General features: G+C 63.9%; 18 protein-coding genes. 14 read left to right on the forward strand and 4 right to left on the reverse strand.

The features are described from left to right. Nucleotides 1-33 precede the first annotated feature (33 nt). Nucleotides 34-789: a GntR family transcriptional regulator gene (locus LU671_RS21100; RefSeq protein WP_203651740.1), complete on the reverse strand. Its 756-nt coding sequence runs from the start codon at nucleotides 787-789 to the stop codon at nucleotides 34-36. A gap of 359 nt (nucleotides 790-1148) precedes the next feature. Between LU671_RS21100 and LU671_RS21105 the strand changes: the two genes are divergently transcribed. Further along, nucleotides 1149-2498 (forward strand): NCS2 family permease, encoded by a 1350-nt coding sequence (locus LU671_RS21105; RefSeq protein ID WP_203651739.1) that lies wholly within the window; start codon nucleotides 1149-1151, stop codon nucleotides 2496-2498. A 278-nt stretch (nucleotides 2499-2776) separates the two neighbouring features. Here LU671_RS21105 and uraH read toward each other — a convergent pair whose 3' ends face one another. Next, nucleotides 2777-3130 (reverse strand): hydroxyisourate hydrolase, encoded by a 354-nt coding sequence (uraH, locus tag LU671_RS21110; RefSeq protein ID WP_028692847.1) that lies wholly within the window; start codon nucleotides 3128-3130, stop codon nucleotides 2777-2779. A gap of 377 nt (nucleotides 3131-3507) precedes the next feature. Here uraH and puuE point away from each other — a divergent pair, with 377 nt between their 5' ends. From puuE to LU671_RS21145, 7 genes are all read left to right on the forward strand, one after another. Next, a complete protein-coding gene (puuE, locus tag LU671_RS21115; RefSeq protein WP_232856778.1) occupies nucleotides 3508-4434 on the forward strand; it encodes an allantoinase PuuE in 927 nt (308 codons plus the stop codon). Then, nucleotides 4434-4949, forward strand: a complete 516-nt coding sequence (gene uraD, locus LU671_RS21120) for a 2-oxo-4-hydroxy-4-carboxy-5-ureidoimidazoline decarboxylase (RefSeq protein WP_028692845.1) — start codon at nucleotides 4434-4436, stop codon at nucleotides 4947-4949. The genes puuE and uraD overlap by 1 nt, the downstream gene beginning before the upstream one ends. 47 nt (nucleotides 4950-4996) lie before the next feature. Next, on the forward strand, nucleotides 4997-5500 hold the full coding sequence (locus LU671_RS21125; RefSeq protein ID WP_050706598.1) for an ureidoglycolate lyase: 504 nt from the start codon (nucleotides 4997-4999) through the stop codon (nucleotides 5498-5500). A gap of 45 nt (nucleotides 5501-5545) precedes the next feature. Further along, a complete protein-coding gene (locus tag LU671_RS21130) occupies nucleotides 5546-6865 on the forward strand; it encodes a urate hydroxylase PuuD (RefSeq protein ID WP_186715589.1) in 1320 nt (439 codons plus the stop codon). Nucleotides 6866-7044: 179 nt separating this feature from the next. Continuing rightward, nucleotides 7045-8400 (forward strand): nucleobase:cation symporter-2 family protein, encoded by a 1356-nt coding sequence (locus tag LU671_RS21135; RefSeq protein ID WP_028692843.1) that lies wholly within the window; start codon nucleotides 7045-7047, stop codon nucleotides 8398-8400. Nucleotides 8401-8518: 118 nt separating this feature from the next. After that, nucleotides 8519-9304, forward strand: a complete 786-nt coding sequence (locus LU671_RS21140; RefSeq protein WP_186715585.1) for an outer membrane protein OmpK — start codon at nucleotides 8519-8521, stop codon at nucleotides 9302-9304. A gap of 350 nt (nucleotides 9305-9654) precedes the next feature. Further along, nucleotides 9655-10437, forward strand: coding sequence for an outer membrane protein OmpK (locus LU671_RS21145; RefSeq protein ID WP_046856491.1), 783 nt, complete (start codon nucleotides 9655-9657; stop codon nucleotides 10435-10437). A gap of 145 nt (nucleotides 10438-10582) precedes the next feature. Here LU671_RS21145 and LU671_RS21150 read toward each other — a convergent pair whose 3' ends face one another. After that, complete coding sequence (locus tag LU671_RS21150; RefSeq protein WP_203651736.1) at nucleotides 10583-11497, reverse strand: DUF808 domain-containing protein; 915 nt, start codon at nucleotides 11495-11497, stop codon at nucleotides 10583-10585. Nucleotides 11498-11627: 130 nt separating this feature from the next. Between LU671_RS21150 and LU671_RS21155 the strand changes: the two genes are divergently transcribed. Continuing rightward, nucleotides 11628-12239, forward strand: coding sequence for a TetR/AcrR family transcriptional regulator (locus tag LU671_RS21155; RefSeq protein ID WP_102684647.1), 612 nt, complete (start codon nucleotides 11628-11630; stop codon nucleotides 12237-12239). Nucleotides 12240-12365: 126 nt separating this feature from the next. Here the strand turns inward: LU671_RS21155 and LU671_RS21160 are convergent, their stop codons facing one another. Further along, nucleotides 12366-12806, reverse strand: coding sequence for a GlcG/HbpS family heme-binding protein (locus LU671_RS21160; RefSeq protein WP_028692837.1), 441 nt, complete (start codon nucleotides 12804-12806; stop codon nucleotides 12366-12368). A gap of 257 nt (nucleotides 12807-13063) precedes the next feature. On the opposite strand from LU671_RS21160, the gene gcl reads away from it, so the two are divergent. The 5 genes from gcl to pyk all read left to right on the forward strand — a co-directional run bounded on the left by gcl (nucleotide 13064) and on the right by pyk (nucleotide 19654). Continuing rightward, on the forward strand, nucleotides 13064-14839 hold the full coding sequence (gene gcl, locus LU671_RS21165; RefSeq protein ID WP_232856779.1) for a glyoxylate carboligase: 1776 nt from the start codon (nucleotides 13064-13066) through the stop codon (nucleotides 14837-14839). 54 nt (nucleotides 14840-14893) lie between these two features. Further along, nucleotides 14894-15676, forward strand: a complete 783-nt coding sequence (gene hyi, locus LU671_RS21170) for a hydroxypyruvate isomerase (protein ID WP_028692836.1) — start codon at nucleotides 14894-14896, stop codon at nucleotides 15674-15676. A gap of 179 nt (nucleotides 15677-15855) precedes the next feature. After that, nucleotides 15856-16749 (forward strand): 2-hydroxy-3-oxopropionate reductase, encoded by an 894-nt coding sequence (locus tag LU671_RS21175; RefSeq protein WP_232856780.1) that lies wholly within the window; start codon nucleotides 15856-15858, stop codon nucleotides 16747-16749. Nucleotides 16750-16967: 218 nt separating this feature from the next. Beyond that, nucleotides 16968-18242, forward strand: a complete 1275-nt coding sequence (locus tag LU671_RS21180; RefSeq protein WP_232856781.1) for a glycerate kinase type-2 family protein — start codon at nucleotides 16968-16970, stop codon at nucleotides 18240-18242. After that, nucleotides 18239-19654, forward strand: a complete 1416-nt coding sequence (pyk, locus tag LU671_RS21185; protein ID WP_232856782.1) for a pyruvate kinase — start codon at nucleotides 18239-18241, stop codon at nucleotides 19652-19654. The genes LU671_RS21180 and pyk overlap by 4 nt, the downstream gene beginning before the upstream one ends. Nucleotides 19655-19766 lie beyond the last annotated feature (112 nt).

Genomic DNA, 19766 nt, shown 5'->3' on the forward strand with positions numbered 1-19766 from the left:
CGCGAAAGGGCCCTGAGTCAGGCAGGCAAACGTTCAACCCTTGGCGGTGGCCTTGGGCTTTTTCAGCAGGTGCGAGAACACCGCGTGCAGATCGTCCGAGGCGCTCTCCTCATCGAGGTTGAGCTTGCTGTCGATATGGTCCATGTGGTGCATCATCAGGCTCACCGCCTGTTCGGCGTCACGCGCCTCGATGGCGTCGATCAGTTGCATGTGCTCGTCGTACGAGCAGTGCGAGCGGTTGCCGCTCTCGTACTGGGCAATGATCAGCGAGGTCTGCGACACCAGGCTGCGCTGGAAGCTCACCAGCGGCGCGTTGCCCGCCGCCTCGGCCAGCTTGAGGTGGAACTCGCCGGACAGGCGGATGCCGGCGCCACGGTCACCACGGGAGAAGCTGTCGCGCTCCTCGCGGACCATCTGGCGCAGTTCGTTGAGCTGCTCGACGGTAGCGTGCTGCACGGCCAGTTCGGTGATGGCGCGCTCGACCATGCGCCGGGAGAAGAACACCTGGCGCGCCTCTTCCACCGTCGGGCTGGCCACCACTGCGCCGCGGTTGGGCCGCAGCAGCACCACGCTTTCGTGGGCCAGGCGCGACAGCGCGCGGCGGATGATGGTGCGGCTGACGCCGAAGATCTCGCCCAGTGCTTCCTCGCTCAACTTGGTCCCCGGAGCCAGGCGCTGCTCGAGGATCGCCTCGAAGATGTGCGCGTAGACGATGTCGTCCTGGGTACCGCTGCGGCCGGCCTTGCCAGTGCGCACAGGTTTTTTCAGAGGTTGCAGCTGTTCGTTCATGGGCGCTCGAGCACAGGGGATCTGCCAGTCGGACCGTGACTGTACTGCCTGTCGACGGGGGGATGGCAAGTCCGGAAATGAAGATGAAGGGCCAAGGTATGGCGCCATTGTACACAGGCTGACCCGATTCTGCAGGTGGCCTTTTACCTATATAGCCGTTGTACGACCGTTTGTACGCACAAAAGATAAAACATTATTTGCTTTATTTGTACACAAAAGCATAATCCTGCGAGCAACTTCCTGACCCAGAAGTCAACAAAATGGTCGGACGTCTGCCACACCCTCCCTCGCGAAGCCCCCAAGTGCATCAGCTCAGGACCAGGCTTCGAACAACAAGAAAGACTTGAGGAGTACTCGCTGTGGAAAGCCGCAAATCCGAAGCACCTACGCTGGATCTCGCCCCACCGCTCGAAACGGGCTGGCTGGAGCGGATTTTCAAACTCAAGCGACATGGCACTACCGTCAGGACCGAACTGATCGCCGGGGTGACCACCTTTATCACCATGGCCTACATCATCTTCGTCAACCCCAACATCATGGCCGACGCCGGCATCGACCACGGTGCGGCATTCGTCGCCACCTGCATCGCCGCCGCCCTCGGCTGCCTGCTGATGGGCCTGTACGCCAACTGGCCGGTGGGCCTGGCGCCGGGCATGGGCCTCAATGCCTTCTTCACCTACACCGTGGTCGGCACCATGGGCTACAACTGGGAAACGGCGCTGGGGGCGGTATTCGTCTCGGGCGTGCTGTTCATGTTCCTGACCGTTTCGCGGGTGCGCGAGTGGCTGCTCAACAGCATCCCGGTAAGCCTGCGCCATGCCATGGGGGCCGGCGTCGGATTGTTTCTCGGGCTGATCGGCCTGAAGACCGCCGGCATCATCGTCGACAGCCCGGCCACCCTGGTCAAGCTGGGCTCGCTGCATGAGCCCGGCCCACTGCTGGCGGCCGTGTGCTTCCTGTCGATCGCTATCCTCAGCTACAAGCGGGTGTTCGGCGCGATCCTGATCAGCATCATCGGCGTCACCCTGGCCGGCTGGGGCCTGGGCCTGGTCAAGTTCGGCGGGGTGATGTCGATGCCGCCGAGCCTGGCGCCGACCTGGATGGCCATGGACGTGGCCGGGGTGTTCAACGTCAGCATGATCAGCGTGGTGCTGGCGTTCCTGTTCGTGCACATGTTCGACACCGCCGGCACGCTGATGGGCGTGGCCCAGCGCGCCAACCTGGTGGCGCCTGACGGACGCATCGAGAACCTGTCGCGGGCGCTGAAGGCCGACAGTACCTCCAGCGTGTTCGGCGCGGTGGTCGGCGTGCCGCCAGTGACCAGCTATGTGGAAAGTGCCGCGGGTGTGGCGGCGGGTGGGCGTACCGGCCTGACGGCCGTGGTGGTGGGCGTGCTGTTCATTGCCGCGATGTTCTTCGCCCCGCTGGCCGGGATGATCCCGGCCTATGCCACCGCCGGTGCACTCATCTATGTGGCGATGCTGATGATGGGCAGCATGGCGCATATCGAGTGGGACGAAGCCACCGACAGCATTCCGGCGATCGTCACGGTGATCATGATGCCGCTGACCTTCTCGGTGGCGGACGGCATTGCCCTGGGCTTCATCAGCTATGTGGCACTCAAGGCCGGGACTGGCAAGTACAAGGAGATCTCGGCGAGCCTGTGGGTGCTGTGCCTGATCTTCATTGCCAAGTTTGTATTCCTCTGACCCGGCTGCAACAACCAAGGGCGCCTCGGCGCCCTTTCTTTTTGCCTGCTCATGACGATCCCCCTGTAGGAGCGGCCTTGCGCCGCGAATGGGCCGCGCAGCGGCCCCGGCAATCCATGCGTAGACGCTGAGATCCAGGGGCTGCTACGCAGCCCATTCGCGGCGCAAGGCCGCTCCTACAGGGCAGGTCGCGCCCGAAGTGTAAAAACAACAGACGAAAAAAAGCCCGCCAGTGTGAGAGCGGGCCAAGGACCTACGAAGATTCTTCTAGCGACCAACTAGCTTCCACGATAGGTCGAATAGCTGTACGGCGAGATCAGCAGCGGCACGTGGTAGTGCTCCTGCTGCTCGTCGATACCGAAGCGCAGCACGACCACGTCGAGGAACGCGGTGTCCGGCAGCTTCACGCCCTTGGCGCGGTAGTAGTCACCGGCGCTGAACTGCAGTTGATAGACGCCGGTGCGGTAATCGTCACCCTGCAGCAGCGGCGCATCGACGCGGCCATCGCTGTTGGTCAGGGCGGTGTTCACCAGTTCCAGCTGCTGGCCTTCGACGCGGTACAGCTCGACCTTGATCGAGCTCCCCGGGCAGCCATGCGCGGCGTCCAGTACATGTGTGGTCAAACGTCCCATTTGCTTGTCGCCTCTTGTCGTATGCGTGGGCAAAAAATACACGGCAATCACCGGGCACGAGGCCTGCGGCGTGCGGGAATGAAGCCATTAAGACAGTTTACCGATAAATTGTACACAATTTTTTATCCCCTCCCGCGCAACCTCAACAGAACAGGCCGCCAGTCGCAAAGACACGCGCCATGCCGCCATCCTTGGCATTACCTGACCAATCAGGCAGGTTTCTTGCAAGTCATTCTCACGCGACAAATGGGAAGAAATGCGGAAAAACAGGCTTACAAAAGATTTAAGAAGTTGTATACAATCAGCCCATCCGGTGGTGCGACATCCCGACGCGGCGCGCCCACCACCCGCATTAACGTACAAGAAGGAAGACTGCAGTGAGCGCTGACTACCCACGCGACCTGATCGGTTACGGCAACAACCCACCTCATCCGCAATGGCCGGGGAATGCCCGCATTGCGCTGTCCTTCGTGCTCAACTACGAAGAAGGTGGCGAGCGCAACATCCTGCACGGTGACAAGGAGTCCGAAGCGTTCCTTTCCGAAATGGTCGCCGCCCAGCCGTTGCAGGGCGTGCGCAACATGAGCATGGAGTCGCTCTACGAATACGGCAGCCGCGCCGGCGTCTGGCGCCTGCTCAAGCTGTTCAAGGACAGCGGCGTGCCGCTGACCATCTTCGCCGTGGCCATGGCCGCCCAGCGCCACCCCGACGTGATCCGTGCCATGGCCGAGGCCGGCCACGAGATCTGCAGCCACGGCTACCGCTGGATCGACTACCAGTACATGGATGAAGCGCAAGAGCGCGAGCACATGCTCGAGGCCATCCGCATCCTCACCGAGATTACCGGCGAGCGCCCCGTGGGCTGGTACACCGGCCGCACCGGCCCGAACACCCGGCGCCTGGTGATGGAGGAAGGCGGTTTCCTCTACGACAGCGACACCTACGACGACGACCTGCCCTACTGGGAGCCGAACAACCCCACCGACAAGCCGCACCTGGTGATCCCCTACACCCTGGACACCAACGACATGCGCTTCACCCAGGTGCAGGGCTTCAACTGCGGCGAGCAGTTCTTCCAGTACCTGAAGGACGCCTTCGACGTGCTCTACGCCGAGGGCGCCGAGGCACCGAAGATGCTCTCGATCGGCCTGCACTGCCGCCTGGTCGGCCGCCCGGCACGCCTGGCCGCGCTCAAGCGCTTCGTCGACTACGCCAAGAGCCACGAGCAGGTCTGGTTCGCCCGTCGCGTGGACATCGCCCGCCACTGGCACGCCACCCACCCGTACAAGAAAGAGAACGCCTGATGACCGCCTTCAAGACCCTCAAGCCTTCCACCCTCGAGCGCGCCGCCTTCGTCGCCGCCTTCGCCGACATCTACGAGCACTCGCCGTGGGTCGCCGAGAAAGCCTACGACCTGGGCCAGCTGGCCGAGCTGGACGAGATCGAGGCGCTGCATCAGCGCATGAGCGACATCCTGCTCAGCGCCAGCCACGCAGAGCAACTGGCCCTGATCAACGCTCACCCGGACCTGGCCGGCAAGGCCGCCATCCAGGGCGAGCTGACCGAATCGAGCACCAATGAACAGGCCGGCGCCGGCATCCACCAGTGCACCGCCGAGGAGTTCGCCCGGTTCACCGAGCTGAACGACGCCTACAAGGCCAAGTTCCAGTTCCCGTTCATCATGGCGGTCAAGGGCAGCAACCGGCACCAGATCCTCGCCGCCTTCGAAAAACGCATCCACAACGACCAGGATGCCGAGTTCAAGGAAGCCCTGGCGCAGATCAACCTGATCGCCCTGTTCCGCCTGCTGCAGCTGTAAGCGACAGCCGAACTTTTCAGTACAACGAACATATAAGAGAGACCCGCATGCGCACCCTGATGATCGAGCCCCTGAGCAAAGAAGCCTTCGCCCCCTTCGGTGACGTGATCGAAACCGACGGCAGCGACCACTTCATGATCAACAATGGCTCGACCATGCGCTTCCACAAGCTCGCCACGGTCGAGACCGCCGAGCCCGAGGACAAGGCGATCATCAGCATCTTCCGCGCCGACGCGCTGGACATGCCGCTGACCGTACGCATGCTGGAGCGCCATCCGCTGGGCAGCCAGGCTTTCATCCCGCTGCTCGGCAACCCCTTTCTGATCGTGGTCGCGCCGGTTGGCGATGCACCTGTATCAGGCCTGGTCCGTGCCTTCCGCAGTAATGGCAGGCAGGGCGTCAATTACCATCGCGGCGTCTGGCACCACCCGGTGCTGACGATCGAAAAGCGGGATGACTTCCTGGTGGTTGATCGCAGTGGTTCCGGCAACAACTGCGATGAGCATTACTTCCCCGAGGAACAGATGTTGATCCTCAATCCCCACCAATAAGAAAGGGTCGGTCATCGATAGGGTGACTGGCGAGAGGTACATACTGTGGAAGCACACCTTCACGAATGGCTGAACCTGAGCATTCGCTGGGTTCACATGATCACCGGTGTCGCCTGGATCGGTGCATCGTTCTACTTTGTCTGGCTGGAGAACCACCTGAATCGAAGCAACCCGCGCGATGGGTTGTCGGGTGACCTCTGGGCCATTCACGGTGGTGGTATCTACCACCTGGAGAAATACAAGCTCGCGCCGCCGAAAATGCCCGAGAACCTGCACTGGTTCAAATGGGAAGCCTACTTCACCTGGATGTCCGGGATCGCCTTGCTGTGCGTGGTGTTCTACTGGAACCCGAGCCTCTACCTGCTGGCGCCCGGCAGCACCCTGAGCGGTGCCGAAGGCGTGGCCATCGGGATCGGTTCGCTGGTTGCCGGCTGGTTCATCTACGACTTCCTGTGCGACTCGCCCCTGGGCAAGCAACCGGCCCTGCTGGGCGGCGTGCTGTTCGTGCTGATCATCGCCGCCTGCTGGGGCTTCAGCCTGGTGTTCAGCGGCCGTGGCGCCTACCTGCACACCGGCGCGATCATCGGCACCATCATGGTCGGCAACGTGTTCCGCATCATCATGCCGGCCCAGCGCCAGCTGGTGGCGGCGATCGAGAACAACCAGACCCCCGACCCGGTACTGCCGGCCAAGGGCCTGCTGCGCTCGCGTCACAACAACTACTTCACCCTGCCGGTGCTGTTCATCATGATCAGCAACCACTTCCCGAGCACCTACGGCAGCCAGTACAACTGGCTGATCCTGGCCGGGATCGCGGTGGCCGCGGTACTGATCCGTCACTACTTCAACACCCGCCACGACAGCAACAAGTACGCCTGGACCCTGCCCGTCGGCGCCCTGGCGATGATCTGCCTGGCCTACGTGACCGGTCCCAAGCCGCTGCCGACCGCCCCGGAACAAGCCGCCGCCAAGGTCGAGTACCAGCCGTTGCCGGCCACTGCCGTGGGTGGCAAGACCGCCGCCGAGCTGCGCGCCGAGGAGGCCGCCAAGCCTGCCCAGGCACCGGCCGCAGAGCCTGCCCAGGCCACGGCCCAGGCGGCCACCGGCAGCTTCGACAAGATCCACACCGTCATCCAGGAACGCTGCACTGTGTGCCACTCGGCCAAGCCGACCAGCCCGCTGTTCAGCGCCGCCCCTGGCGGCGTGATGTTCGACACCCCGCAGCAGATCCAGGCCCAGGCCGCGCGCATCCAGGCGCAGGCCGTCGCCAGCCAGATCATGCCGCTGGGCAACATCACCCAGATGACCGTTGAAGAACGCAAGCTGGTCGGCGACTGGATCGCCAAAGGCGCGCAGGTCAACTGACCGACACGGCGTGCAAAGACTGTAGGAGCGGCCTTGCGCCGCGAAGAGGCCGGCAGACCCGGCCTCTGTTTCAAGGTTTACGCAACAAGCAAGCATCGAGCGTTCGACTTCAGGCGGGAATCTTCCGCCTGAAGCCGCCCGCTTGGATCCGAGAATAAAAACAAAACTCGAGGTGCTGCATGTCCGAGTCACCCAAGGCGTACATCCCTGTTGCGCCGCCACGACAGCCCCTGCCCTTGTTCCAGCTGATCCTGGTGGGTCTGCAACACGTTCTGCTGATGTACGGGGGCGCCATCGCGGTGCCGCTGATCATCGGCCAGGCGGCGGGCCTGTCCCGCGAAGAAGTCGCCTTCCTGATCAACGCCGACCTGCTGGTCGCCGGCGTTGCCACCATCATCCAATCCTTCGGTATCGGCCCCGTGGGCATCCGCATGCCTGTCATGATGGGCGCCAGCTTCGCCGCGGTCGGCAGCATGGTGGCCATGGCCGGCATGCCTGGCGTCGGCCTGCAGGGGATCTTCGGCGCGACCATCGCCGCCGGCTTCTTCGGCATGCTGATCGCGCCGTTCATGTCCAAGGTCGTGCGTTTCTTCCCGCCGCTGGTGACCGGCACGGTCATCACCTCCATCGGCCTGTCGCTGTTCCCGGTGGCGGTCAACTGGGCCGGCGGCGGCCATGAGGCGCAAGCCTTCGGCGCGCCGATCTACCTGATGGTCGCCGGCCTGGTGCTGGCGGTGATCCTGCTGATCAACCGCTTCATGCGCGGTTTCTGGGTCAATGTGTCGGTACTGGTGGGCATGGGCCTGGGCTACGTGCTCGCCGGCTCCATCGGCATGGTCGACCTGTCGGGCCTGAGCGAGGCGCCGTGGCTGCAGGTGGTCACCCCCCTGCACTTCGGCATGCCGACCTTCAGCCTGGCGCCGATCCTGTCGATGTGCCTGGTGGTGGTGATCATCTTCGTCGAGTCCACGGGGATGTTCCTCGCCCTGGGCAAGGTGACCGACCGCGAAGTCACGCCCGGCATGCTGCGTCGCGGCCTGCTGTGCGATGCCGGCGCGTCGTTCATCGCCGGGTTCTTCAACACCTTCACCCACTCCTCGTTCGCCCAGAACATCGGCCTGGTGCAGATGACCGGGGTTCGCTGCCGCTACGTCACGGTGATGGCCGGCGCCCTGCTGATCCTACTTAGCCTGCTGCCCAAGGCGGCCTTCCTGATCGCCTCGATCCCGCCCGCGGTACTGGGCGGCGCGTCCATCGCCATGTTCGGCATGGTCACCGCCACCGGGATCAAGATCCTCCAGGAAGCGGACATCGCCGACCGGCGCAACCAGCTGCTGGTCGCGGTCAGCGTCGGCTTCGGCCTGATCCCGGTGGTGCGGCCGGAGTTCTTCGCACAGATGCCACAGTGGATGGAACCCATCACCCACAGTGGCATCGCCATGGCCACCCTCAGCGCCCTGGTGCTGAACCTGCTGTTCAACATCCTCGGCGGCGCCGACCGCGCCGCGCATAACGACGCCTGTCATCAGCACTGAAGTCCCCTATCGCGGGGCAAGCCCGCTCCCACGCTGGATACACGCCCGCACGTGGGAGCGGGCTTGCCCCGCGAGAAGGCAACACCCACATAAAAACAATAAGTCCGGGAATCACAACATGAAGCGCATCACCACGTCCGTCCTGCTGGGCAGCAGCCTGCTGGCCACCCTCCCCGCCCATGCCGGCGAATGGCTGCAATGGCACGGCGAAAGCCTGTCCTACCTGTACGGCAAGGACTTCAAGGTCAACCCCGACATCCAGCAGACCATCACCTTCGAACATGCCAACAAGTGGAAGTACGGCGACACCTTCCTGTTCGTCGACAAGATCTTCTACAACGGCAAGGCCGACCCCGGCAAAGGCGTGACCACCTACTACGGCGAGTTCAGCCCGCGCCTGTCGTTCGGCAAGATCTTCGAGCGCAACCTGGCCTTCGGGCCGATCAAGGATGTGCTGCTGGCCATGACCTACGAACGTGGCGAAGGCGACAACGAGGCCTACCTGATCGGCCCCGGCTTCGACCTGAACGTGCCCGGCTTCAACTACTTCACCCTGAACTTCTACCTGCGCAACACCGAAGGCAGCCGCCCCGGCGACAACGTCTGGCAGATCACCCCGGCCTGGTCGTACACCATCCCGGTGGGTAAGTCCGACATCCTGATCGACGGCTATATCGACTGGGTGGTCGACAACGACCAGACCCGTCGCGGCACCTACCACGCCAACCTGCAGTTCAACCCGCAGGTCAAGTACGACCTGGGCAAGGCCCTGAACCTGGGCGCCAAGCAGCTCTATGTCGGCTTCGAATACAGCTACTGGAAGGACAAGTACGGCATCGACAGCCGCGGCAACGTCGACAGCAACCAGAGCGTGGCCAGCGCCCTGGTGAAGGTGCATTTCTGAAAAACTGACCGAACGCCCAAATTTGCACCACTGTGCTCCAGGACGGAGCACTTGAGGCCCGGCGCGCAAGTGAGTAATCTGCGCGCCCCCTCGATCGGGGCGGGAAGGATCCCGCCCGCGTTTGCTGACCGCTCAGTCAATGTTTCCGGGCGGTTGGCCAACGTGTTGCCAGCGTGAAATACCCATTTCATCCGTTCAGAAAGACGTCGAGCAGGATGGTTGTGCCCAACGTGGAAAAGTTGGCGCAGCTCTTGCCAAACAGCTGTGGCCAATTGAAAAAAGCTGACCCAAAAGACAAGAACAGCGCCCGAGCGCTGACAACAGATCCAATCAAGGGAGCGACACTCGCAATGCGTACCATCAATAGCCTGATCCTCGCCGGTGGCCTGCTGGCCTGCGGCGCCAGCCAAGCCGGCGACCTGCTGCAATGGCAGAACAACAGCCTGACCTACCTGTGGGGCAAGAACTTCAAGGTCAACCCCGAGATCCAGCAGACCGTCACCTTCGAGCACGCCGATGCGTGGAAGTACGGCGACAACTTCTTCTTCTTCGACAAGATCTTCTACCAGGGCAAGAAGGACGCCAGCAACGGCCCCAACACCTACTACGGCGAGTTCAGCCCGCGCCTGTCGTTCGGCAAGATCTTCGACCAGAAGCTCGAGTTCGGCCCGGTGAAAGACGTGCTCCTGGCCATGACCTACGAGTTCGGCGAGGGTGACACCGAGTCCTACCTGATCGGCCCCGGCTTCGACCTGGCCATCCCCGGCTTCGACTACTTCCAGCTGAACTTCTACCAGCGCACCACCGACGGCAGCCGTCCAGGCGACAATGTCTGGCAGATCACCCCGGTCTGGTCGTACACCATCCCTGTGGGCTCGTCCGACATCCTGATCGACGGTTTCATGGATTGGGTGGTCGACAACGACGAGAACCGTCGCGGCACCTACCAGGCGAACCTGCACTTCAACCCGCAGGTCAAGTACGACCTGGGCAAGGCGCTGCACCTGGGCGAGAAGCAGTTGTACGTGGGTATCGAGTACGACTACTGGAAGAACAAGTACGGCATCAAGGACAGCGATGCCTTTACCACCGATCAGAACACCATGAGTTTCCTGGTCAAGGTTCACTTCTGATCTGAGGCCAGTGCATAACCTGTAGGAGCGGCCTTGTGCCGCGAAAGGGCTGCGCAGCGGCCCCGGCGATTTTGCATGATGCCGAGAACCTGGGGCCGCTTCGCGGCCCTTTCGCGGCACAAGGCCGCTCCTACAGGTAAGCGCCTCAGTTTGCCGGTTTTACCGCCTGCCACAGCTTGCCAACGACGCTCACCACCAGCAGCACCACCGCCCCCGCAATCACCCCCGCCACACCATTGAGCAATGCCCCGGTCAACGCCCCGCCCCGCCCTTCGCTGAACGCCTCGATGGCGTGATGCAGCGGCGCGATGCCGTGCACCAGGATGCCGCCGCCGACCAGGAACATCGCCGCGGTGCCGATCACCGACAGGCTCTTCATCATGTACGGTGCGGCGCGCAGGATGCCGTTGCCCACCGCCTGGCTCAGCGCCGAGGCTTTCTTGGTCATCCACAGCCCCAGGTCATCGAGCTTGACGATGCCTGCCACCAGGCCATAGACGCCAATGGTCATGACCAGCGCGATGCCCGACAGCACGATGATCTGCTGGCTCAGCGGCGCATCGGCCACGGTGCCCAGGGTGATGGCGATGATCTCGGCAGAGAGGATGAAATCGGTGCGCACCGCGCCCTTGATCTTGCTCTTCTCGAACGCCACCAGGTCGACCTGCTCGTCGGCCACGGCCGCCTTGCGCGCCTCGTGCTGCGCGTCGTCCTCGGACTTGCTGTGCAGGAACTTGTGCGCCAGCTTCTCGAAGCCCTCGAAGCACAGGTAGGCGCCGCCGACCATCAGCAGCGGAATCACCGCCCAGGGAATGAAGGCACTGATCAACAGCGCCGCCGGCACCAGGATCGCCTTGTTCACCAGCGAGCCCTTGGCCACCGCCCACACCACCGGGATCTCGCGCTCGGCGCGTACCCCGGTGACCTGCTGGGCGTTGAGCGCCAGGTCGTCGCCCAGCACCCCCGCAGTCTTCTTTGCCGCGACCTTGGTCATCACCGAGACATCGTCGAGCACCGTGGCGATGTCGTCGATCAGTACCAGTAGACTGCTTCCTGCCATGTTCTTTATCCAGAGGGGTTCAAAGGCTGCGATTCTAGCCGAAAGCGGCTGCCTTGAGCGCTCATCTGCGCCGGTGCTACCATGCCCGATCCCTCTTTGAGGCGGCCAGACACGAGGACGATCCCCGACAATGAGCACCATTCGCGAGCGCAACAAGGAACTGATCCTGCGCGCGGCCAGTGAAGAATTCGCCGACAAGGGCTTCGCCGCCACCAAGACCAGCGATATCGCGGCCAAGGCCGGCCTGCCCAAGCCGAACGTGTATTACTACTTCAAGTCGAAGGAAAACCTCTACCGCGAGGTGCTCGAGAGCATCATCGCGCCAATCATGCAGGCCTCGACGCCGTTCAACGCCGACGGTGATCCGAAAGAGGTGCTCAGTTCGTACATCCGCTCGAAGATCCGCATCTCCCGCGACCTGCCCCACGCCTCCAAGGTGTTCGCCAGCGAGATCATGCATGGCGCGCCGCACCTGTCGCCGCGCCAGGTCGAGCAGCTCAACGAGCAGGCCCGGCACAACATCGAGTGCATCCAGCGCTGGATCGAGCGCGGCCAGATCGCCCACGTCGACCCACACCACCTGATGTTCAGCATCTGGGCGGCGACGCAGACCTACGCGGATTTCGACTGGCAGATCGCCGTGGTCACCGGCAAGGCCAAGCTGGCCGACAGCGACTACGACGCGGCGGCGGAGACCATCATCCGCCTGGTATTGAAGGGCTGCGAGCCCGAGGCGGCCTGACCGAGCCAACGGGGCTGCTACGCAGCCCATCGCGGCACAAGGCCGCTCCTACAGGAGACCGCTATCCCTTGTAGGAGCGGCCTTGTGCCGCGAATGGGCCGCAAGGCGGCCCCGACACCTTGAGCCTTAAGCTGCCACTCCAGCATCGGCCGTCAGCCCCACCTCTTCGATCGCACTGATCGCGCACTGCTCGTCGATATCCGACGTATCCCCGCTGATCCCGACAGCCCCCAGCACCTTGCCGTCCCGATCACGGATCAGCACCCCGCCCGGTACCGGCACCACCGGCCGCTCGCCCAGCCCGTTCAGCGCGGCATAGAACGCCGGCCGCTGCTGCGAATCCAGCGCCAGCAGGCGCGAGCCCTTGCCCAGGGCCACCGCACCCCAGGCCTTGCCGATGGCCACCTGCGGACGCAGCAGGGTGGCGCCATCCTCGCGCTGCAGCGCCAGCAGGTGCCCGCCGGCGTCCAACACCGCCACGGTCAGCGGCGCGGCGTTGATCTTGCGGCCCGCGGCCAGCGCGGCGTTCACCACGCCGACAGCATCTTTGAGGGTCAATGCGTTCATGAAAAGGTCCTCTTCTTGTTGTGAGAAGCCCTGAGGGCAGTTGAAAACCAGTAGACAGAATAGAACACAACGAAGACACGCTTTGTATACAATTATTTGAATCAATCTTGCCAAGTGCGACGAAATGCCGCCTCATCGCCCAATGACCGCTCAGTCAACGCCGCCGACGAAAATGGATTGACCTTTTGCGCCGAGCATGAATACACTCTGCCGCAACACAAGTTGTATACAATTACAAAATCGATGAGGCACAAACCATGAGCAAAATGAGAGCAATCGATGCAGCCGTTCTGGTCATGCGCCGTGAAGGTGTAGATACCGCGTTCGGCATTCCGGGGGCTGCCATCAACCCGCTGTATTCGGCCCTGAAGAAAGTCGGTGGCATCGATCACGTCCTCGCTCGCCACGTCGAAGGTGCCTCGCACATGGCCGAGGGCTACACTCGCGCCAACCCGGGCAACATCGGTGTATGCATCGGCACCTCCGGCCCTGCCGGCACCGACATGGTCACCGGCCTGTACAGCGCCTCGGCCGACTCCATCCCGATCCTCTGCATCACCGGGCAGGCCCCGCGCGCGCGCCTGCACAAGGAAGACTTCCAGGCCGTCGACATCACCAGTATCGTCAAGCCGGTGACCAAGTGGGCGACCACCGTCCTGGAGCCGGGCCAGGTGCCCTACGCCTTCCAGAAGGCCTTCTACGAAATGCGTACCGGCCGCCCAGGCCCGGTGCTGATCGACCTGCCGTTCGACGTGCAGATGGCCGAGATCGAGTTCGACATCGACGCCTACGAGCCGCTGCCAGTACACAAGCCACAAGCCAGCCGCGTACAGGCCGAAAAGGCCCTGGCCCTGCTCAATGACGCCGAACGCCCGCTGCTGGTGGCCGGTGGCGGCATCATCAATGCCGACGCCAGCGACAAGCTGGTCGAGTTCGCTGAGCTGACCGGCGTGCCAGTTGTGCCGACCCTGATGGGCTGGGGCACCATTCCGGACGACCACGAACTGATGGTCGGCATGGTCGGTCTGCAGACCTCGCACCGCTACGGCAACGCGACCATGCTCAAGTCCGACCTGGTGTTCGGTATCGGCAACCGCTGGGCCAACCGCCACACCGGCTCCGTCGACGTCTACACCGAAGGCCGCAAGTTCGTGCACGTGGACATCGAGCCAACCCAGATCGGCCGCGTGTTCACCCCTGACCTGGGTATCGTTTCCGATGCCGGCAAGGCGCTGGATGTGTTCCTGGAAGTGGCCCGCGAGTGGAAAGCCGCCGGCAAACTCAAGTGCCGCAAAGCCTGGCTGGAAGACTGCCAGCAGCGCAAGGCCACCCTGCAGCGCAAGACCCACTTCGACAATGTGCCGGTCAAGCCGCAGCGCGTGTACGAAGAGATGAACCAGGTATTCGGCAAGGACACCTGCTACGTCAGCACCATTGGTCTTTCGCAGATCGCCGGCGCACAGTTCCTGCACGTGTACAAGCCACGCCACTGGATCAACTGCGGCCAGGCCGGCCCGCTGGGCTGGACCATCCCTGCCGCCCTCGGCGTGGTCAAGGCCGACCCGAAGCGCAAGGTCGTCGCGCTGTCCGGTGACTACGACTTCCAGTTCATGATCGAAGAGCTGGCGGTAGGCGCGCAGTTCAACCTGCCGTACGTCCACGTGCTGGTGAACAACGCCTACCTCGGCCTAATCCGCCAGGCCCAGCGTGGCTTCGACATGGATTACTGTGTACAACTGGCCTTCGAGAACATCAATTCCACCGACGCCGCCACCTATGGTGTCGATCACGTCGCCGTGGTCGAAGGCCTGGGCTGCAAGGCCCTGCGCGTGTTCGAACCGGCCGACATCGCCCCTGCCCTGCTCAAGGCGCAGAAGATGGCCGAAGAGTTCCGCGTGCCGGTGGTGGTCGAAGTGATTCTCGAGCGCGTGACCAACATTTCCATGGGCACCGAGATCAACGCGGTCAACGAATTCGAAGACCTCGCCCTGGTCGGCAACGACGCGCCAACCGCCATCTCGCTGCTGGACTGATCGCCTGACGCCCCCGCGCATTGCGCGGGGGTCTTCAACGCAAGGAGACGACTTATGCCTCGCTTCGCCGCCAACCTGTCCATGCTGTTCACCGAACAGGACTTCCTGGCCCGCTTCAAGGCCGCCGCCGACGCTGGTTTCAGCGGCGTCGAATACCTCTTCCCGTACGATTTCAGCGCCGCCGAGATCAAGCAGCAGCTTGACGCCCACGGCCTGACCCAGGTGCTGTTCAACCTTCCTGCGGGCGATTGGTCGAAAGGTGAGCGCGGCATCACCTGCCACCCCGACCGCGTCGAAGAATTCCGCGCTGGCGTCGACAAGGCCATCGAGTACGCCAAGGTGCTGGGCAACACCCAGGTCAACGCCCTGGCCGGCATTCGCCCCGAGGGCCTGGACTGCGCCACCGTGCGCAAGACCTTCGTCGACAACCTGCGCTACGCCGCCGACAAGCTCAAGGCCGCCGGGATCCGCCTGGTCATGGAAATGATCAACACCCGCGATATCCCGGGCTTCTACCTGAACACCACGAAACAGGCCCTGGAAATCCAGGCCGAGGTGGGCAGCGACAACCTGTTCCTGCAGTACGACATCTACCACATGCAGATCATGGAAGGTGACCTGGCCCGCACCCTGGAAACCAACCTGAAGCTGATCAACCACGTGCAGCTGGCCGACAACCCGGGCCGCCACGAGCCGGGCACCGGCGAGATCAACTACCGCTTCCTGTTCGAGCACCTGGACCGCATCGGCTACCAGGGCTGGGTGGGCGCGGAGTACAAGCCCAAGACCACCACCGAGGCGGGCCTGGGCTGGCTCAAGACCCACAACGCAATTTGAGACACACGCCGGCCCCTTGTAGGAGCGGCCTTGTGCCGCGAAAGGGCTGCGCAGCAGCCCCGGCAATCTACCGGCGTGATTGAGATCGTGGGGCCGCTACGCGCCCCTTTCGCGACACAAGGCCGCTCCTACAGGGGCCTGGTCGCCTGTTCATACAAATACAAAGAGGCAGAACTCTCATGGCTAAAATCGGTTTCCTCGGCACCGGCATCATGGGCAAGCCCATGGCCCAGAACCTGCAAAAGGCAGGTCACAGCATCTTCGTTTCCACCCACCACGACGCAGCACCGGCCGACCTGATCGCCGCCGGCGCCGTGGCCCTGGCCAACCCGAAGGAAGTGGCCCAGGAAGCCGAGTTCATCATCGTCATGGTCCCGGACACCCCGCAGGTCGAAAGCGTCCTGTTCGGTGAGAACGGCGTCGCCGAAGGCGTCGGCCCGAACAAGGTGGTGATCGACATGAGCTCGATCTCCCCCACCGCCACCAAGGCCTTCGCCGAGAAGATCAAGGCCACCGGCGCCGCCTACCTGGACGCCCCGGTGTCCGGCGGCGAAGTCGGCGCCAAGGCCGCGACCCTGAGCATCATGGTCGGCGGCTGCCCGAAAGCCTTCGAGCGCGCCCTGCCGCTGTTCGAAGCCATGGGCAAGAACATCACCCGCGTCGGCGGCAACGGCGACGGCCAGACCGCCAAGGTGGCCAACCAGATCATCGTCGCCCTGAACATCCAGGCCGTCGGCGAGGCGCTGCTGTTCGCCGCCAAGAACGGCGCGGACCCGGCCAAGGTGCGTGAAGCGCTGATGGGCGGCTTCGCCTCGTCGAAGATCCTCGAAGTGCATGCCGAGCGCATGATCAAGGGCACCTTCGATCCGGGCTTCCGCATCAACCTGCACCAGAAGGACCTGAACCTGGCCCTGCAAGGCGCCAAGGAGCTGGGCATCAACCTGCCCAACACCTCCAACGCCCAGCAAGTGTTCAGCACCTGCGTGGCGCTGGGCGGCGGCAACTGGGACCACTCGGCGCTGATCAAGGGCCTGGAGCACATGGCCAACTTCTCGATCCGCGACGACAAGTAAGCCTGTACCGGCCTCTTCGCGGGGCAAGCCCGCTCCTACAGAAATGCGTGGTCCGTGTAGGAGCGGGCTTGCCCCGCGAAGAAGCCAACACCGATGAACCTGCAACCACAGGCCCATCAGGTGAAACCGAGCAACACCCGCCCCTGGTTCGGCCTGCACGGAGGCAGTTCCAGGGGCGTTTTCGATTTTGCAGAACAACAAGAATCTGGGAGCCTGCCATGTCGGTCGATCCACAAAAACTCCTGCGCGAACTGTTCGACACAGCCATCGCCGCCGCCCACCCCCGCCAGGTCCTCGAACCCCACCTGCCCGCCGACCGCAGCGGCCGGGTCATCGTCATCGGCGCCGGCAAGGCCGCCGCGGCCATGGCCGAAGTGGTCGAGAAAAGCTGGCACGGCGAAGTCTCCGGCCTGGTGGTCACCCGCTATGGCCATGGCGCCAGCTGCCAGAAAATCGAGGTGGTCGAAGCCGCCCACCCGGTCCCCGATGCCGCCGGCCTGGCCGTGGCCAAGCGGGTGCTCGACCTGGTCAGCAACCTGAGCGAAGACGACCGCGTCATCTTCCTGCTGTCCGGCGGCGGCTCGGCCCTGCTGGCCCTGCCCGCCGAAGGCCTGACCCTGGCCGACAAACAGCAGATCAACAAGGCCCTGCTCAAGTCCGGCGCCACCATCGGCGAGATGAACTGCGTGCGCAAGCACCTCTCGGCGATCAAGGGCGGCCGCCTGGCCAAGGCCTGCTGGCCGGCCACCGTCTACACCTACGCGATTTCCGATGTGCCCGGCGACCTCGCCACGGTCATCGCCTCCGGCCCCACCGTGTCCGATCCGAGCACCTCGGCCGACGCCCTGGCGATCATCAAGCGCTACAACATCGACGCGCCCAAGGCCGTCGTCGACTGGCTCAACAACCCGGCCTCCGAGACCGTCAAGGCCGATGACCCGGCCCTGGCCCGCAGCCACTTCCAGCTGATCGCCAGGCCCCAGCAGTCGCTGGAGGCCGCCGCGGTGAAAGCCCGCCAGGCCGGATTCAGCCCGTTGATCCTCGGCGACCTGGAGGGCGAGTCGCGCGAAGTGGCCAAGGTGCATGCCGGCATCGCCCGGCAGATCGTCCTGCACGGCCAGCCGCTCAAGGCACCCTGCGTGATCCTCTCCGGCGGCGAGACCACCGTCACCGTGCGCGGCAACGGCCGTGGCGGGCGCAACGCCGAGTTCCTGCTCAGCCTCACCGAAAGCCTCAAGGGCCTGCCCGGCGTGTACGCCCTGGCCGGCGACACCGACGGCATCGATGGCTCGGAGGACAACGCCGGCGCCTTCATGACCCCGGACAGCTTCGCTCGCGCCGAGGCCCTGGGCCTGTCGGCCAGCGATGAGCTGGACAACAACAACGGCTATGGCTACTTCGCCGCCCTCGACGCGCTGATCGTCACCGAGCCGACCCGCACCAACGTCAACGACTTCCGTGCCATCCTGATCCTCGAGACTCCGCAATCATGACGCCTGATAAAAAAGTCAAAATCCTCGCCACCCTCGGGCCTGCGATCAAAGGCATCGATGACATCCGCCAGCTGGTCGAGGCCGGGGTAAATATCTTCCGCCTCAACTTCAGCCACGGCGAACACGCCGACCACGCCCTGCGCTACCAGTGGATCCGCGAAGTCGAGCAGCAGCTCAACTATCCGCTGGGCATCCTCATGGACCTGCAGGGGCCAAAGCTGCGCGTCGGCCGTTTCGCCGACGGCAAGGTCCAACTGCAACGCGGCCAGGCCCTGCGCCTGGACCTGGACAAAACCCCGGGCGACAGCCGCCGGGTCAACCTGCCGCACCCGGAAATCATCGCCGCGCTGGAGCCGGGCATGGACCTGCTGCTGGACGACGGCAAGCTGCGCCTGCGCGTCACCGCCAAGCACGGCGATGCCATCGACACCGAAGTGCTGGCCGGTGGCGAGTTGTCCGACCGCAAGGGCGTCAACGTGCCCCAGGCGGTGCTTGACCTCTCCCCGCTGACCGAGAAGGACCGCCGCGACCTGGCCTTCGGCCTGGAGCTTGGCGTGGACTGGGTGGCGCTGTCGTTCGTGCAGCGCCCCGAAGACATCGTCGAGGCGCGCCAGCTGATCGGTGACCGCGCCTACCTGATGGCCAAGATCGAGAAGCCCTCGGCGGTCGAGCAGTTGCAGGCCATCGCCGAGCTGTCCGACGCGATCATGGTCGCCCGCGGCGACCTGGGTGTGGAAGTGCCTGCCGAAAGCGTGCCGCAGATCCAGAAAGGCATCATCGGCACCTGCCGCCAGCTGGGCAAGCCGGTGGTGGTGGCCACCCAGATGCTCGAATCGATGCGCTTCTCCCCGGCCCCGACCCGCGCCGAAGTCACCGACGTGGCCAACGCCGTGGCCGAAGGCGCGGATGCTGTGATGCTGTCGGCCGAGACCGCCTCGGGCGACTACCCGCTGGAAGCGGTGCAGATGATGAGCAAGATCATCCGCCAGGTGGAAAACGGCCCGGACTACCAGGCCCAGCTCGACGTCGGCCGGCCCAAGGCCGAGGCCACGGTGTCGGACGCCATCAGCTGCGCGATCCGTCGCATCAGCGGCATCCTGCCGGTGGCGGTGCTGGTCAACTACAGCGAGTCGGGGGCCTCGACCCTGCGCGCCGCCCGCGAGCGGCCACGGGCGCCGATCCTCAACCTGACGCCGAACCTCAACACCGCACGCCGCCTGAGCGTGGCCTGGGGCGTGCATTCGGTGGTCAACGACCGCCTGCGCCAGGTCGACGAGGTGGTCTCCACGGCGCTGGAAATCGCCCAGGCGCAAGGCATGGCCAGCCGTGGCGACACGCTGCTGATCACCGCCGGTGTGCCTTTCGGCAAGCCGGGTTCGACTAACACCTTGCGGATCGAGACCTTGGTTTGAGATCGCCTGGGGCGCCCTGCGCCCCTTTCGCGGCACAAGGTGAACTGGCCTAATGATTTTGGACACCTTCATCGGGCGCTATGATGGCGCCCAATTGGAGGCAAAATCAGTG

The organism is Pseudomonas sp. NMI760_13 (assembly GCF_021283245.1).
GTDB lineage: Bacteria > Pseudomonadota > Gammaproteobacteria > Pseudomonadales > Pseudomonadaceae > Aquipseudomonas > Aquipseudomonas peradeniyensis.